Source organism: Nocardioides sp. (genome assembly GCF_030019515.1).
Classification (GTDB): domain Bacteria; phylum Actinomycetota; class Actinomycetes; order Propionibacteriales; family Nocardioidaceae; genus Nocardioides.
Window position 1 is genome coordinate 44,978 of the sequence record NZ_JASEEQ010000006.1, and the last position, 14,257, is coordinate 59,234.

At 70.8% G+C, this 14,257-nt stretch carries 13 protein-coding genes and 2 tRNA genes; 12 read left to right on the forward strand and 3 right to left on the reverse strand.

What is annotated here, in order from left to right:
- The first annotated feature begins 130 nt into the window (after positions 1–130).
- The 10 genes from dnaN to QMC84_RS10120 all read left to right on the forward strand — a co-directional run bounded on the left by dnaN (position 131) and on the right by QMC84_RS10120 (position 10,386).
- Positions 131–1,270, forward strand: coding sequence for a DNA polymerase III subunit beta (gene dnaN / locus QMC84_RS10075; RefSeq protein WP_300374450.1), 1,140 nt, complete (start codon positions 131–133; stop codon positions 1,268–1,270).
- A 59-nt stretch (positions 1,271–1,329) separates the two neighbouring features.
- Positions 1,330–2,232 carry a phosphogluconate dehydrogenase (NAD(+)-dependent, decarboxylating) gene (gnd, locus tag QMC84_RS10080; RefSeq protein ID WP_300374451.1) on the forward strand — a complete coding sequence of 301 codons (903 nt, stop codon included), beginning with the start codon at positions 1,330–1,332 and terminating at the stop codon, positions 2,230–2,232.
- Positions 2,233–2,357: 125 nt separating this feature from the next.
- Positions 2,358–3,512 carry a DNA replication/repair protein RecF gene (gene recF / locus QMC84_RS10085; RefSeq protein WP_300374453.1) on the forward strand — a complete coding sequence of 385 codons (1,155 nt, stop codon included), beginning with the start codon at positions 2,358–2,360 and terminating at the stop codon, positions 3,510–3,512.
- Positions 3,502–4,077 carry a DciA family protein gene (locus tag QMC84_RS10090; protein ID WP_300374455.1) on the forward strand — a complete coding sequence of 192 codons (576 nt, stop codon included), beginning with the start codon at positions 3,502–3,504 and terminating at the stop codon, positions 4,075–4,077. The genes recF and QMC84_RS10090 overlap by 11 nt, the downstream gene beginning before the upstream one ends.
- A 380-nt stretch (positions 4,078–4,457) precedes the next feature.
- Positions 4,458–6,536, forward strand: coding sequence for a DNA topoisomerase (ATP-hydrolyzing) subunit B (gyrB, locus tag QMC84_RS10095; protein ID WP_300374870.1), 2,079 nt, complete (start codon positions 4,458–4,460; stop codon positions 6,534–6,536).
- Between the two features lie 51 nt (positions 6,537–6,587).
- Positions 6,588–9,362: a DNA gyrase subunit A gene (gyrA, locus tag QMC84_RS10100; RefSeq protein WP_300374457.1), complete on the forward strand. Its 2,775-nt coding sequence runs from the start codon at positions 6,588–6,590 to the stop codon at positions 9,360–9,362.
- Positions 9,362–9,880: a DUF3566 domain-containing protein gene (locus QMC84_RS10105; protein ID WP_300374459.1), complete on the forward strand. Its 519-nt coding sequence runs from the start codon at positions 9,362–9,364 to the stop codon at positions 9,878–9,880. Before gyrA ends, QMC84_RS10105 begins: the two co-directional genes overlap by 1 nt.
- A 139-nt stretch (positions 9,881–10,019) precedes the next feature.
- Positions 10,020–10,096: transfer RNA gene (locus QMC84_RS10110), tRNA-Ile, on the forward strand.
- Between the two features lie 33 nt (positions 10,097–10,129).
- Positions 10,130–10,255 (forward strand): DLW-39 family protein, encoded by a 126-nt coding sequence (locus QMC84_RS10115; protein ID WP_300374461.1) that lies wholly within the window; start codon positions 10,130–10,132, stop codon positions 10,253–10,255.
- A gap of 58 nt (positions 10,256–10,313) precedes the next feature.
- Positions 10,314–10,386, forward strand: a tRNA-Ala gene (locus QMC84_RS10120).
- Positions 10,387–10,497: 111 nt separating this feature from the next.
- Here the strand turns inward: QMC84_RS10120 and QMC84_RS10125 are convergent.
- Genes QMC84_RS10125 through QMC84_RS10135 form a run of 3 tightly spaced genes read right to left on the reverse strand, consistent with a single transcriptional unit; the run spans position 10,498 to position 13,035 of the window.
- The gene (locus tag QMC84_RS10125) at positions 10,498–11,496 is read right to left on the reverse strand and encodes an HNH endonuclease (RefSeq protein ID WP_300374463.1); all 999 of its coding nucleotides are present in this window, start codon (positions 11,494–11,496) and stop codon (positions 10,498–10,500) included.
- Between the two features lie 46 nt (positions 11,497–11,542).
- Positions 11,543–12,283: a sterol desaturase family protein gene (locus QMC84_RS10130; protein WP_300374465.1), complete on the reverse strand. Its 741-nt coding sequence runs from the start codon at positions 12,281–12,283 to the stop codon at positions 11,543–11,545.
- Positions 12,280–13,035 (reverse strand): GntR family transcriptional regulator, encoded by a 756-nt coding sequence (locus QMC84_RS10135; protein WP_300374467.1) that lies wholly within the window; start codon positions 13,033–13,035, stop codon positions 12,280–12,282. Before QMC84_RS10135 ends, QMC84_RS10130 begins: the two co-directional genes overlap by 4 nt.
- Before the next feature lie 105 nt (positions 13,036–13,140).
- Here QMC84_RS10135 and QMC84_RS10140 point away from each other — a divergent pair, with 105 nt between their 5' ends.
- Positions 13,141–13,896: an SURF1 family protein gene (locus tag QMC84_RS10140; RefSeq protein ID WP_300374871.1), complete on the forward strand. Its 756-nt coding sequence runs from the start codon at positions 13,141–13,143 to the stop codon at positions 13,894–13,896.
- 9 nt (positions 13,897–13,905) lie between these two features.
- Complete coding sequence (locus QMC84_RS10145; RefSeq protein ID WP_300374469.1) at positions 13,906–14,253, forward strand: DUF3817 domain-containing protein; 348 nt, start codon at positions 13,906–13,908, stop codon at positions 14,251–14,253.
- The last annotated feature ends 4 nt before the right edge of the window (positions 14,254–14,257 follow it).

Genomic DNA, 14,257 nt, shown 5'->3' on the forward strand with positions numbered 1-14,257 from the left:
CTATCCGGGCCCCTTCCTGGGGACAACTCCCACGCGTCGGCGCCACATGGCAGGATGCGGAGCCCAGAACGTGCTGTTTTCCCGCTCCTGCTCCACACCCGCTCCACCGAGCCGACCCGAAGGAACCATCGTGAAGTTCCGCGTCGAGCGCGACGTGCTCGCCGATGCCGTCGCCTGGGCTGCCCGCAGCCTCCCGGTCCGTCCCAGCGTCCCCGTCCTCGCCGGGCTGCTCATCGAGGCGAGCGACGACGGCCTGGTGCTCTCCACCTTCGACTACGAGACCTCGGCGCGCGCCACCCTCGCGGCCGACGTGAGCGACGAGGGCCAGGCACTGGTCAGCGGCCGGCTGCTCGCCGACATCTGCCGCAGCCTGCCCGCGAAGCCGGTCGAGATGGTGCTCGACGGCGCCCGGGTCTCGCTGACCTGCGGCTCGGCGCGCTTCAGCCTCCAGACGATGCCGGTCGACGACTACCCCACGCTGCCGAACATGCCCGCGGCCACCGGCACCGTGCAGAGCGAGGCCTTCGCCCACGCGGTCGCCCAGGCCGTGACCGCGGCCGGCCGCGACGACATGCTGCCCGTGCTCACCGGCGTTCGGATCGAGATCGACGGGTCCACGATCTCGCTGCTCGCCACCGACCGGTTCCGGCTCTCCCACCGCGAGCTCGAGTGGAGCCCGCGGACCCCGGACGAGTCCGCCGCCGCCCTGGTCCCCGCACGGGTGCTCGGCGACACCGCGAAGTCCCTGACCGGTGGCGGCGAGGTCACCATCGCGCTGGCGACCACCGGGTCGGGCGAGGGGATCATCGGCTTCGAGGGCCACGGGCCCGGCGGCCTGCGTCGGACCACGACCCGGCTGCTCGACGGCGAGTTCCCCAAGGTCCGCAGCCTGTTCCCCAACGAGCACCAGACCACGGCGCTGGTCGACAAGGCCGCCCTGGTCGAGTCGGTGAAGCGCGTGGCCCTGGTCGCCGAGCGCAACACCGCGGTGCAGCTCGCCTTCAGCGACGGGGTGCTGACCCTCGACGCGGGTTCCGGCGATGAGGCCCAGGCCTCGGAGTCGATCGAGGCGACCATCGATGGCGAGGACATCACGACCGGCTTCAACCCGCAGTTCCTGCTCGACGGGCTGACCGCGATCGACCAGCCGGTCGTCGAGCTCGCCTTCACGCAGGCCTCCAAGCCGGTGGTGATCAGCGGGGCGGTCGACGGTGACGACGCCGACTCGTCCTTCCGCTACCTGCTGATGCCCCGCCGCCTGCTCTCCTAGCCGTTCGGGTACGGGGTCCTAGGCTGGGGCCGAGCGCGCCACGGCAGAGAGGAACTGCGATGCACATCGGACTCGTCGGCCTCGGCAAGATGGGCGGCAACATGCGCACCCGGCTGCGGGACGCCGGCCACACGGTGGTCGGCTTCGACCGCAACCCGGACCTCGCCGACGTCGAGAGCCTGGAGGCGATGGTCGCGGAGCTGCCCACCCCCAAGGTGGTCTGGGTGATGGTCCCCGCCGGCGACCCGACCCGCGAGACGATCCGCCAGCTGGGCGACCTCCTCGACGAGGGCGACCTCGTCGTCGACGGCGGCAACAGCAAGTGGACCGACGACCAGGAGAACGCCGACCTGCTCGCCCAGCGCGGCGTGGGGTTCGTCGACTGCGGCGTGTCCGGTGGCGTGTGGGGCCTCGAGAACGGCTACGCCCTGATGTGCGGCGGCTCCGACGAGGACGTCGCGAAGGTGCAGCCCGCCCTCGACGCCCTCAAGCCGGACGAGGGCGGGTTCGTCCATGCCGGCAAGAAGGTGGGCGCCGGCCACTTCGCGAAGATGGTCCACAACGGCATCGAGTACGCCATGATGCAGAGCTACGCCGAGGGCTGGGAGCTCCTGGAGAAGGTCGACCTGGTCGACAACGTCACCGAGGTCTTCGACTCCTGGCGCTCCGGCACCGTGATCCGGTCCTGGCTGCTCGACCTGCTGGTCACCGCGCTCGAGGACGACGACCACCTCGACAAGATCGCCGGCTACGCCGACGACTCCGGCGAGGGCCGGTGGACGGTGCAGGCCGCCATCGACCACGCGGTCCCGATGCCCGTGATCGCCGCGTCCCTCTTCGCCCGCTTCACCTCCCGTCAGGACGACAGCCCGGCGATGAAGGCCGTCGCGGCGATGCGCAACCAGTTCGGCGGCCACGCCGTCCACGCGGAGCCGCCAGCCGGTGGAGACGTGGGTGCCTGACCCGCTGAGCTGCGCGCGAGCGCAGCGAGCGAGCGCAGCCGGCAGGAGCCCCGCGGACGCCCTGGCGAACGGCTCGCGTGGGCGCCCTCGCATCACGGCACGGCCTCTCACCGAGAGCTAGCCGGATGTACGTCGCGCACCTCTCGCTCCACGACTTCCGCTCCTACGCGACGGCCGAGGTCGAGCTGTCCCCGGGGGTCACGGCGTTCATCGGGCGCAACGGCCAGGGCAAGACCAACCTGGTCGAGGCGATCGACTACCTCTCGCGCCTCAGCTCGCACCGGGTCGCCAGCGACGCTCCGCTGGTGCGGGCCGGCGCCGACCAGGCCGTCGTACGCGCCGCGGTCGTGCGCGACGGGCGCACGGCGGTGCTCGAGGTCGAGCTCAACCCGGGCCGGTCCAACCGGGCGCGGGTCAACCGCTCGCCGCTCCCCCGGGCTCGCGACCTGGTCGGGCTGGTGCGCACCGTCGTCTTCTCCCCGGAGGACCTGACCCTGGTCAAGGGCGACCCTGCCGACCGGCGCCGCTTCCTCGACGACCTGCTGGTGCTCCGCGCTCCGCGCCTCGCTGGGGTGCGTGCCGACTACGACCGGGTCCTGCGGCAGCGCAACACCCTGCTCAAGACCGCCGGCTCCGCCCGGCGCGGGAGCTCGAGCCAGGAGGGGGCGCTCTCCACCCTCGGGGTGTGGGACGCGCACCTGGCCCGCACCGGCGCGGAGCTGCTCGCCGAGCGGCTCGCCCTGGTGGAGGCGCTGCGGCCCTACGTCGGGAAGGCCTACGAGACCGTGGCGCGCGGGGCGAGCCGCGACGACGCCGAGATCGACTACAAGCCGTCCTTCGACCTCGAGGGACGCAGCCGTCGCGACGAGCTGGTCGAGGCGCTGCTGGCCGAGGTCGAGCGGCGCCGTGGCGACGAGCTGGACCGCGGCGTCTCGCTCGTGGGCCCGCACCGCGACGAGCTGGTCCTGACGCTCGGTCACGGCAGCCCCGACAGCCGGCTCCCGGTGAAGGGCTACGCCTCGCACGGCGAGTCGTGGTCGTTCGCGCTGGCGCTGCGGCTCGCGGCGTACGACCTGCTCCGGGCGGACGGCGACGACCCGATCCTGATCCTCGACGACGTGTTCGCCGAGCTCGACACCGAGCGCCGCGCCCAGCTCGCCGACCTGGTGGCCGGTGCCGAGCAGGTGCTGGTGACGGCGGCCGTCGCCGCCGACGTGCCGGCCGGCCTGGCCGGTGCCCGCTTCGCGGTCGGGAACGGCGAGGTCGTCCGTGAGCAGTGACGAGCCGCTCGAGCCACCGCCGGAGGCGCCGCAGGAGCCACTGGAGCAGAGCGGGTCGCCGGACCCGGAGGAGCACCACGACGACGGGCTCGACCTCGCGAAGGCGCTGACCCGGGCGACCGCCAGGTCGACGCCGGCGGCGCGCCGCAAGCTGCGCAAGAAGGACACCCCCCGCCGGGGCCGGGTCTCGGGCGCCCATCCCGACGACCGTGACCCGCAACTGCTCGACGCCACGCTGAGCCGGCTGGTCGACGACCACGGCTGGGAGCTGGACCTGCGCGTGCACGGGGTGTTCGGCCGCTGGGCCGAGCTGGTCGGCGCCGAGGTCGCCCAGCACTGCACCCCCGAGTCCTTCGCGGAGGGCCGGCTCGTCGTGCGCACCGACTCGACCGCCTGGGCCACCCAGCTGCGGCTGCTCGCCCCGACCGTCGTACGCCGCCTCAACGAGGAGCTCGGTCACGGCACCGTGACGCTGATCGAGGTGCTCGGCCCGCACGGGCCGACGTGGAAGAAGGGCCCCCGATCGGTGCGGGACGGCCGCGGGCCGCGGGACACCTACGGCTGAGCCCGCGACGCGACCCCGTGGTGCGGCCAGCCCGGATGTGCCGATCTGAGCCGGTCGCAGACGTATGGGGACCCATCACCACCCCTGCTCGGCGCTCCCGGAGGCCCTCACGAGCCGCGCAGGGGCCTGTTTTCTCGGTGGTTGTCCCCCGCTGCCGGGGCGTGCGCGTGGGATACGGCCCTCAGAGCGCTATTATGGACACCGGGTCGTCAGCCTGTCGTGCGACGGCCCTGCGCATGTTCTCAGCGTGCGTGTTTCAGCTGCGTGTGTGTGTCCACGCCCCCCGGGCCCTGCTCCGGGTGGCCCGTCGCGAAGAGGTGTGTGTGTCGGACGAGACCCCGATCGAGAACCCGGCGGAAGGCGGCTCCGGCACGGCCGCCGTGGAGACCGCCGACCTTCGCCCCAACGGAGTCGACTACGACGCCTCGGCCATCCAGGTCCTCGAGGGCCTCGAAGCGGTCCGCAAGCGTCCCGGCATGTACATCGGCTCGACCGGTGAGCGCGGCCTGCACCACCTGATCTGGGAGATCGTGGACAACGCGGTCGACGAGGCCCTCGCGGGCTACTGCGACCGGATCGTCGTCACCCTCACCGAGGACGGCGCGATCAGGGTCGAGGACAACGGCCGTGGCATCCCGACCGACACCGCCCCCGGTCAGGAGATGCCGGCGGTGACGATGGCGCTGACGATGCTGCACGCCGGCGGCAAGTTCGGCGGCGGCGGATACAAGGTGTCCGGCGGCCTGCACGGCGTGGGCGTCTCGGTCGTCAACGCGCTGTCCACGCGCCTGGTCGTCGAGGTCAAGAACCGCGGCCACCTGTGGCGCCAGTCCTTCAGCCTCGGCGTGCCGGACGGCGACCTCGAGGAGGTCCGGGCGCTGGAGCCCGACGAGCGCACCGGCACCACGGTCACCTACTGGGCCTCCTCCGACATCTTCGAGACCACGACCTACTCCCTCGAGACGATCACCGCCCGCATCCGCGAGTACGCCTTCCTCAACAAGGGCCTGGAGATCGTGGTCCGCGACGAGCGGCCGGCGGCCACCGAGATCGTCGACGCGGTCGAGGACCAGACGGTCGACCCGGACCACCACGGGGGGATCGACGACGCCGGCCACGACGCGATCAAGCGCGGCGAGGCGGGCGGGCTCGAGCAGGTCTTCCGGTACGACCGCGGCCTGATCGACTACGTCGAGCACCTCAACCGGCGCAAGACGGCCGCGAACCCCACGGTGATCGCCTTCGAGGCCGAGACGCCCCCGGCGGTCGAGCACCACATGAGCCTCGAGGTCGCCATGCAGTGGAACACCTCGTTCTCGGAGTCGGTGCACACCTTCGCGAACACGATCAACACCCACGAGGGCGGCACCCACGAGGAGGGCTTCCGTGCGGCGCTCACCTCGCTGGTCAACAACTGGGGCTTCGAGTGGGGCCTGATGAAGAAGCCGGAGGACCGCGTCTCCGGCGACGACATCCGGGAGGGTCTGACCGCGATCATCTCGATCAAGCTCGGCGAGCCGCAGTTCGAGGGCCAGACCAAGACCAAGCTCGGCAACACCGACGCCAAGGGCTTCGTGCAGCGGCTGGTCAACGACCAGCTCGGTGCCTGGCTCGAGCAGAACCCGGCCGAGGGCCGCGACATCGTCCGCAAGGCCCAGGCGGCGGCGTCGGCGCGGATCGCCGCACGCAAGGCCCGCGACCTGGCCCGTTCGCGCAAGGGACTGCTCGGGGGCGGCGGCCTGCCCGGCAAGCTCTCGGACTGCCAGTCGACCAACCCCGCCGAGTGCGAGGTGTTCATCGTCGAGGGCGACTCCGCCGGCGGCTCGGCCCGGCAGGGCCGCGACCCGCGGATCCAGGCGATCCTCCCGATCCGCGGCAAGATCCTCAACGTCGAGAAGGCGCGCATCGACAAGGTCCTGAGCAACCAGGAGGTGCAGTCGATCATCTCCGCGCTCGGCACCGGCATCCAGGACGAGTTCAACCTGGAGAAGCTGCGCTACCACAAGGTGGTGCTGATGGCCGACGCCGACGTCGACGGCCACCACATCAACACCCTCCTGCTCACGTTGCTGTTCCGCTTCATGAAGCCGCTGATCGAGGGCGGCTACGTCTACATGGCGCAGCCGCCGCTGTACCGGCTGCGCTGGAACAAGCCGGCCGAGCACGAGTTCGTCTACTCCGACGCCGAGCGCGACGCCCTGCTGCGCGCGGGCCAGGAGGCCGGCAAGAAGCTGCCGAAGGAGAACCCGGTCCAGCGCTACAAGGGCCTGGGCGAGATGAACGCCAAGGAGCTGTGGGAGACCACGATGGACCCCGAGCAGCGACTGATGCTCCAGGTCACCCTCGACGACGCGGCGCACGCCGACGAGATCTTCTCGATCCTGATGGGCGAGGACGTCGAGCAGCGCCGCTCCTTCATCCAGCGCAACGCCAAGGACGTCCGATTCCTGGATATCTAGCCGTCTACGACGAACGCTAGACACCAGTAGAAGAGACCAGAGAGAGCGATCGTGACCGAGACCCCCACCGACGGCGGCACCACTCCTCCCCCGGAGGGACCCGGCGGCCGCATCGAGCCCGTCGAGCTGCAGACCTCCATGCAGCGTGCCTACATCGACTACGCCATGGCCGTGATCGTCGGCCGGGCGCTGCCCGACGTACGCGACGGCCTCAAGCCGGTGCACCGCCGGGTGCTCTACGCCATGTACGACGGCGGCTACCGCCCCGACCGCGGGTTCTCCAAGTGCTCGCGCGTGGTCGGCGACGTCATGGGTCAGTACCACCCCCACGGCGACACCGCGATCTACGACACCCTGGTCCGCCTCGCCCAGCCCTGGGTGATGCGGGCGCCACTGATCCACGGCCAGGGCAACTTCGGCTCGCCGGGCAACGACTCCGCCGCCGCGATGCGGTACACCGAGTGCCGGATGGCGCCGCTGGCCATGGAGATGGTCCGCGACATCAACGAGGACACCGTCGACTTCCAGCCCAACTACGACGGTCGCTCGCAGGAGCCGGTGGTCCTGCCCGCCCGCTTCCCGAACCTGTTGGTCAACGGCTCCGCCGGCATCGCGGTCGGCATGGCCACCAACATCCCGCCGCACAACCTGCGCGAGGTCGCCGAGGGTGCGCGCTGGGCGCTGGAGCACCCGGACGCGACCCGCGAGGAGCTGCAGGACGCCCTGCTCGAGCGGATCAAGGGCCCCGACTTCCCCAACGGTGCGCTGATCGTGGGCCACCAGGGCATCGAGCAGGCCTACCGCACCGGCCGCGGCTCGGTCACCCAGCGCGCGGTGATCGAGGTCGACGAGGACGCCCGCGGCCGCACCAACCTGGTGATCACCGAGCTGCCCTACATGGTCAACCCGGACAACCTCGCGCTGAAGATCGCCGAGCTCGCCGACTCCGGCAGGGTCCAGGGCATCTCCGACGTCCGCGACGACACCTCCGACCGCACCGGCCAGCGGCTCGTCATCGTGCTCAAGCGCGACGCGGTCGCCCGGGTGGTGCTCAACAACCTGCTCAAGCACACCGAGCTGCAGACCAACTTCAGCGCCAACATGCTCGCACTGGTCGACGGGGTGCCGCGCACGCTGACCGTCGACCAGTTCATCAGCAACTGGGTCACCCACCAGGTCGACGTGATCCGGCGCCGTACCGAGTACCGCCTCGCCGAGGCCGAGAAGCGCGCCCACGTGCTGCGCGGACTGGCCAAGGCGCTCGACATGCTCGACGAGGTGATCGCGCTGATCCGGCGCTCTCCCGACGTGGCCGAGGCGCGCGAGGGCCTGATCGCCCTGCTCGACATCGACGAGGTCCAGGCGACCGCGATCCTCGACATGCAGCTGCGCCAGCTCGCGGCGCTGCAGCGGCAGAAGATCATCGACGACCTGGCCGAGATCGAGGCGCGGATCGCCGACCTGAAGGACATCCTGGCCAACGTCGCGCGGCAGCGGCAGATCGTCGCCGACGAGCTCGCCGAGATCGTCGAGAAGTACGGCAACGAGCGCCGTACCCAGATCATCGCGGCCGACGGCGACCTGTCGATGGAGGACCTGATCCCCGACGAGGAGCTCGTCGTGTCGATCACCCGCGGCGGCTACGCCAAGCGCACCCGGGCCGACCAGTACCGCACCCAGAAGCGCGGCGGGAAGGGCGTGCGCGGCGCGACCCTGCGCGGTGACGACGTGGTCGAGCACTTCATCGCGACCACCAATCACCACTGGCTGCTGTTCTTCACCACGGCCGGCCGCGTCTACCGCACCAAGGCCTACAACCTCCCCGAGGCCTCGCGCGACGCCAAGGGCGGCCACGTGGCCGGGCTGCTCAGCTTCCAGCCCGACGAGAACATCGCGCAGGTGCTGGCCATCCGCGACTACGAGCAGGCGCCGTACCTCGTCCTCGCGACCCGCGACGGCCTGGTCAAGAAGACCCGGCTGGGCGACTACAACAGCCCGCGCCAGGCCGGGGTCATCGCGATCAACTTCCGCAGCGAGGACGACGAGCTGATCGGCGCCGAGCTGGTGAACCCCGAGGACCACATCCTGCTGGTCTCGCGCAAGGGTCAGTCCGTTCGGTTCCAGGCGGACGACGGGCAGCTGCGGCCGATGGGCCGCGCCACCGGCGGCGTGACCGGCATGAAGTTCCGCGACGGCGACTCACTGCTGTCGATGTCGGTGGTCCGGGCGGCCCAGGTCGAGGCCGAGGAGGCCGCTGAGGCGTCCGGCGAGTCCGTCGAGCAGGTGGCCGAGACGCGCGGACCGTGGTTCGGCCTGCACCCGCAGTACGTCTTCACGATCACCGACGGCGGCTTCGCCAAGCGCACCCCGATCCCGCAGTACCGCGTGCAGTCGCGCGGCGGCATCGGCATCCGGGCGATGAAGCTCGCCAACGAGGACCGCGGCGAGCTGGTCGGCGCGTTCATCGTCGAGGACGGCGACGAGATCCTCTCGATCACCTCCGGAGGACAGGTCGTGCGCAGCCCGATCGACGAGAACTTCCGGCCCACCGGACGCTCCACGATGGGCGTGAAGTTCGTGACGCCGAAGAAGGGTGACTCGGTCGCCGTGGTCGCCCGCTCGGTCGAGGCCAGCGACGACGACGACGACGAGTTCGACGAGTCGGCACCGGACGAGGCCTCGGCCGAGGGCCTGGCCGAGGGCGGCGAGGTTGACGAGTCGTCCGATGCGGGTACGGATGCAACAATCGACGGGTCCGCCGCGTCTGACGTGGTGGCCACCGAGGGAGACACCGAGCCCGACACCGACGGAGAGAGTGACGGCTGATGAGCGACCGCCCGGACACCGCCGTACGCGCACCGCTCGGCGAACGCATCTCGGCCAAGCTGAGCAACGCCGCCGACGAGCACCGTGCGAACGCGCAGCCCGACTCGCGCAAGGCCGCGACCAAGGCTGCGGCCGGCGGCCGACCGCCACGGCGGGCCCGGCTGCGCCTGACGCGTGTCGACCCGTGGTCGGTGATGAAGACCGCCTTCCTGCTCGCGGTCGCCTTCGCTGTCGTCACGGTCGTCTCCGTGTTCATCATCTGGTCGGTGCTCGCGGCGGCCGGTGTCTGGGACTCGATCAACGACACCGTCCGCGACGTCGTCGGTGGCGAGGACGCGGGCAGCTGGGACGTCGAGAAGTACGTCGGCCTGTCCCGCGTGATGGGCTTCACGATCCTCGTCTCGGTCGTCGACGTCGTGCTGATCACCGCGATCGCGACCCTCAGCGCGTTCCTGTACAACATGTCCGCAGCACTCGTCGGCGGGGTCGAGCTGACCCTGGCCGAGGACGACCGCTGAGAGCGTGGTGGTCGACGCCGCGTCCCCAGACGTCATGCGGAGGGTGTTACCTGCTCCACCGCCCGTATGACGTCCCGCACCTCCTCCCGGCCGTTTTGTCGGACCCAACCGGGGTCCGGTAGTGTTCCCCCTCGGTCCCGGGCCTATAGCTCAGACGGTTAGAGCGCTTCCCTGATAAGGAAGAGGTCACAGGTTCAAGTCCTGTTAGGCCCACCATCCGCAGCACACCACCGATCCGTGGGAGCCCCGATGAAGAAGATCCTGTTCCTCCTGCTGGCCGCCGGCGGCGCCGTGTTCGTCAAGCGCAAGCTCGACGAGAGCAAGCAGGAGCAGGCGCTCTGGGCCGAGGCGACCGACCCGGTCGACCGGTCCTGAGCCGACCGGCCTGATCCAGACACCAGCCTGATCCGACCCATGGTCGTCAAGACCACCCGGGGCCTTGGCGCAATTGGTAGCGCACCTGCTTTGCAAGCAGGGGGTTAGGGGTTCGAGTCCCCTAGGCTCCACCGCGAGAAACGGCAGGTCACCCTGCGAATCTCTCAGCCTTCGGCCTGTCCCCTGCTAACTCCGGATCCGCAGGGGTGGACTGGTCGGGGAAGACTTCGCCGCTGCCGCGCTCAACTGGCGTCGAGGAAGGCTTGAAAGCGCTCCTCCAGGAGCAACGGGTCCGGGCGATCCGACCGACGCTGTGGCAGGACCATGAGTGTCTTGTTGTGAAACTCCTGGATCCCATGGCGGAGCATGGGCCCGTCCACCTCACTCAAGACCTCGGCGTTGATGCGCACCTCGTAGCTCGGCGTGATTCCGAGGATCCGTCGGTCGTATGCCGCATGGTGCATCTTGCACAGCGTCAAACCGTTGGTGACGACCGGTCTTCCGCCGCCACTGTCTTCCTGGATGTGCGCGGCATCGAGCAGGTCGCTGTGGCGGAAGGAACAGACTGCGCACGAGGTGTTGTATGCCCGGAGAACTGCGGCGCGGAAGGGACGCTGATGCAGCCGGATCTTCGTCAACTGCTGCCGGTAGGACGGGTCGAATTCCAGCTCGACGGACGGCCATGTGATGTCCGGTTGCGGGACGGCATCGATGTCGACGACGAATTGCCGGTGAGCTTGCTCTTCACCTACGAGGTAGATCGGGTAAAGCGCGCTGTATCCACCGCCTTGCACACCGAGCCACCAAATCAGTGGCAGCCGCTCGGCCATCGCCTCGCGAAGAGCCCGATTCTGATAATGGTTCGGATCGTCGCCGCGCATCTTGTAGCGGTACAGGCCATCGGCGCCCACGGCATCGTCGTAGGGACGATCGGAGCCTTCGGGACGGTAGACCGTCCTCATCGAGAGCGCCGCCGAGAGCTGGCCCGGCTTCCAGATGCCTTGCTGAGTCGGCATCAGGCGAAAGTGCTCGCCAAGCAGTGTGAGATCGCTGGTGCTCTCCTGCGTGAACGTCTCGTTTCCCATCGCGCGCTCGCGATCAAGCCACACGAACGCGGCATGCCTGATCGCAAGCTCGCGCAGACGCTCATCGGGCCTCACAGCCGAGATCATGGCAGCTTTGGTTGCTGAAGCATCGGGGAAGACGCAAAGGCAGATCAACCGGCTGGGCACCTGGATCATCCGGAGCTGGACGGCCGTTGGCCCGGTCCTCGCCCGCGCGGTGGGCTCAGAGGCCGTCGCGCGAGTGCAGCGCCCGGACCGTCGGCGAGGTCTCGACGGTCGCCGGGTCGGGGTAGGTGCCGAAGAGCCGGTCGGCGGTGCCGGCCGTGGTGACCGTGAACCAGTAGTGCTCGCTCTTGTAGTGGTGCAGCCGGTGGTTGCGCCAGACCGCGCGGTACCACCGCGAGCGCGGCCGGTAGTCGCTGTGCAGCAGGTAGTGCGTCCACTCGTAGCCGGACATGATCGCGTAGACGGCGACCAGCAGGGTGAGCGCGCTCGACGTGGTCGGCATGGCCAGCCACGCGATCACGACGTACGACGGGAACAGCCAGAGCTCGACCTGCCACGGGATGAACACCAGCGGGATCGCGCGCGGGTCGGCGTGGTGGGCACGGTGCTTGCGGGCCAGCAGCGGGTCGACGGTGACCGGGCCGACATGGCGCGGGCGCCAGTGCAGGATCCCGACGTGCACCACCCACTCGACGACGGGCAGCGCGGCGACCAGCCCGACCGGGACCAGCAGCTCCCACCAGGTGCCACCCCCGACCAGCGCCCGAGCGAGGATCGACCCGAGCACGCAGGTGCCCAGCATCCAGGGTGAGGGGTGCCGCCAGAACGACCGCCAGGCCTGGCCGAGCGAGACGTTCGTACGCCGCGATCCGGTGATCCGCTGCTCGTCGGCGGCCACCCGCTGGGCGGCGAGCCGTTCGACCTCCGCCGAAGCAATCGGGCTCTGCGACCTCGTCATGCGTCCTCCTCGTCGGGCGGCTGCTCCGAGAGCTGGTCGGAGTCCAGCGCGGCGAGGGCGGTGAGCAGGCTCGTGGTCGCCGGACGCAGCACCCGGTCGGCCGCCGCCCGCGCGGTCTCGGGGTCGCCGGCCCCGATCGCCGCGGTCAGCAGCCGGTACGCCCCGACCTGCCCGACCTCCTCGGCCATCAGCGAGGCAAGCGCCTCGAGGGCGGGCTCGTAGGCCGCCCGCAGGCTGTTGAACATCAGTCGGAACACCATCGAGTCGGCGGCGTCGACGACCAGGTCCCAGAACGCCAGCGCGTGCCGTTGCCGCTCCACGCCGTCCTCGGTGCCGCCGAGCGCCTCGACGGTCTCGACGAGCACCGCCTCCACGGCCGGGCCGCCGCGCTCGGCCGCCAAGGCCGCGACGCCGGGGCCGACGACCAGCCGGGCCTCGAGGATGCTGCGGGCCACGGCCGGGTCCAGCTCGCCGCGGCGCACCAGGAGCCGGGGGAGCAGGTCCAGGCCGCCGTACCGCCGGAAGTCGCGGACGGTCGTCGCGCCGCCGTGGCGTACGTCGAGCAGCCGGGTCTGCGCCATCCGCTGCAGCGCCTCGCGGACCGCCGGGCGGGAGACGCCGAGCACCTCGGCCAGGCGGCGCTCGCTCGGCAGCGCCTCACCCGCGCCGATCCCACCGTCGACCACCTCGGAGAGGACCTGGTCGAACACCTCGTCGGGGACCGAGCGACGGTTCACGGGTTGCAGCCGCATGCGCGGCAGCGTAGGCACGGCGGCGGTCGGTGGTCAAGTGGTCAGACCAGATCGACCGGCGGCCGGACGCGGCGGCCCGATGCGTACGCTGGCGTGGTGCCCCGGATGCTCGCCCCCCGCTTCTGGGCCGCGCACCTGCTCGCCCTGGTGCTCGTGGGCGTCGCGGTCGGGCTCGGCTTCTGGCAGCTCGGCGCCTGGCAGGAGCACCGCCGCCTCGAGGCCCGCGACCTGACCCAGGCGGCCCCGCTGCCCCTGGACGACGTGATCGGTCCCGACGACCCGTTCCCGGGGAACCGGATCGGGCAGCCGGTCACCGTCGCGGGCACCTGGGTCGGCTCCGGCACCGTCTACGTCTCCGGCCGCGAGCACCAGGGCCACCAGGGCTACTGGGTGGTGACGCCGCTGGCGGTGGGCTCGGCCGACGGGGCGGCGCTGCCGGTGGTCCGGGGCTGGGTCGCGGATCCCGCCGACGCTCCGGACCCGCCGAGCGGGACGGCCGAGCTCCAGGCCTGGCTGCAGCCGCCCGAGGGCACCGGGCAGCCCGACGACGACCCGGCCGACGACGTGCTCCCGCAGCTGCGCATCGCCGACGTCATCCAGCACGTCGACCAGGACCTGTACGGCGCCTACGGTGTCGCGGAGACACCCGGGCCCGGTCTCGAGGCCGCGTCGCTCGAGCAGCTCCCCCAGGTCGACGCGCTCACCGGCCTGCGCAACCTGCTCTATGCGATCGAGTGGTGGTTCTTCGGTGCCTTCGCGCTGTTCATCTGGTGGCGCTGGGTCACCGAGGATCCCGACGCGACCGCCGCGCCGGGGTCCGCGGGGCAGCGGGCCGACGAGCCGTCGGGTGTCGGTCCGTAGGGTGGCCTCGTGAAGAACCTGTTCAACACCTACCGGGTGCTCGCGACGATCGTCGGCGTCCTGCTCGCCTTCTGCGCGCTGGTCGCGGCTCCGCTGAAGTACCTCGCGACCGAGGACAGCAGCCTGCAGCGGTTCGGCGAGTCGGCCAGCATCCTGTGGGTGGCCCACGGCTGGGTCTTCATGATCTACGTCGTGGTCGCCTTCCTGCTGGCCCGCCGCGCCCGGTGGACGATCGCCTTCACCGTGCTGATGCTCGTCGCCGGGCTGATCCCGCTGCTGATCTTCTGGGTCGAGCGCCGGGTCACCCACAAGGTGCGGGCCGAGAACCCCGAGCTCGTAGGACCCACGGCTGCGTGAGCCG

Bases quoted from the DNA above. Each gene is read 5' to 3' on its own strand.
- gnd (WP_300374451.1), top strand. From the start codon at position 1,330: ATGCACATCGGACTCGTCGGCCTCGGCAAGATGGGCGGCAACATGCGC.
- recF (WP_300374453.1), top strand. From the start codon at position 2,358: ATGTACGTCGCGCACCTCTCGCTCCACGACTTCCGCTCCTACGCGACG.
- QMC84_RS10105 (WP_300374459.1), top strand. From the start codon at position 9,362: ATGAGCGACCGCCCGGACACCGCCGTACGCGCACCGCTCGGCGAACGC.
- QMC84_RS10115 (WP_300374461.1), top strand. From the start codon at position 10,130: ATGAAGAAGATCCTGTTCCTCCTGCTGGCCGCCGGCGGCGCCGTGTTC.
- QMC84_RS10125 (WP_300374463.1), bottom strand. From the start codon at position 11,496: ATGATCCAGGTGCCCAGCCGGTTGATCTGCCTTTGCGTCTTCCCCGAT.
- QMC84_RS10130 (WP_300374465.1), bottom strand. From the start codon at position 12,283: ATGACGAGGTCGCAGAGCCCGATTGCTTCGGCGGAGGTCGAACGGCTC.
- QMC84_RS10135 (WP_300374467.1), bottom strand. From the start codon at position 13,035: ATGCGGCTGCAACCCGTGAACCGTCGCTCGGTCCCCGACGAGGTGTTC.
- QMC84_RS10140 (WP_300374871.1), top strand. From the start codon at position 13,141: ATGCTCGCCCCCCGCTTCTGGGCCGCGCACCTGCTCGCCCTGGTGCTC.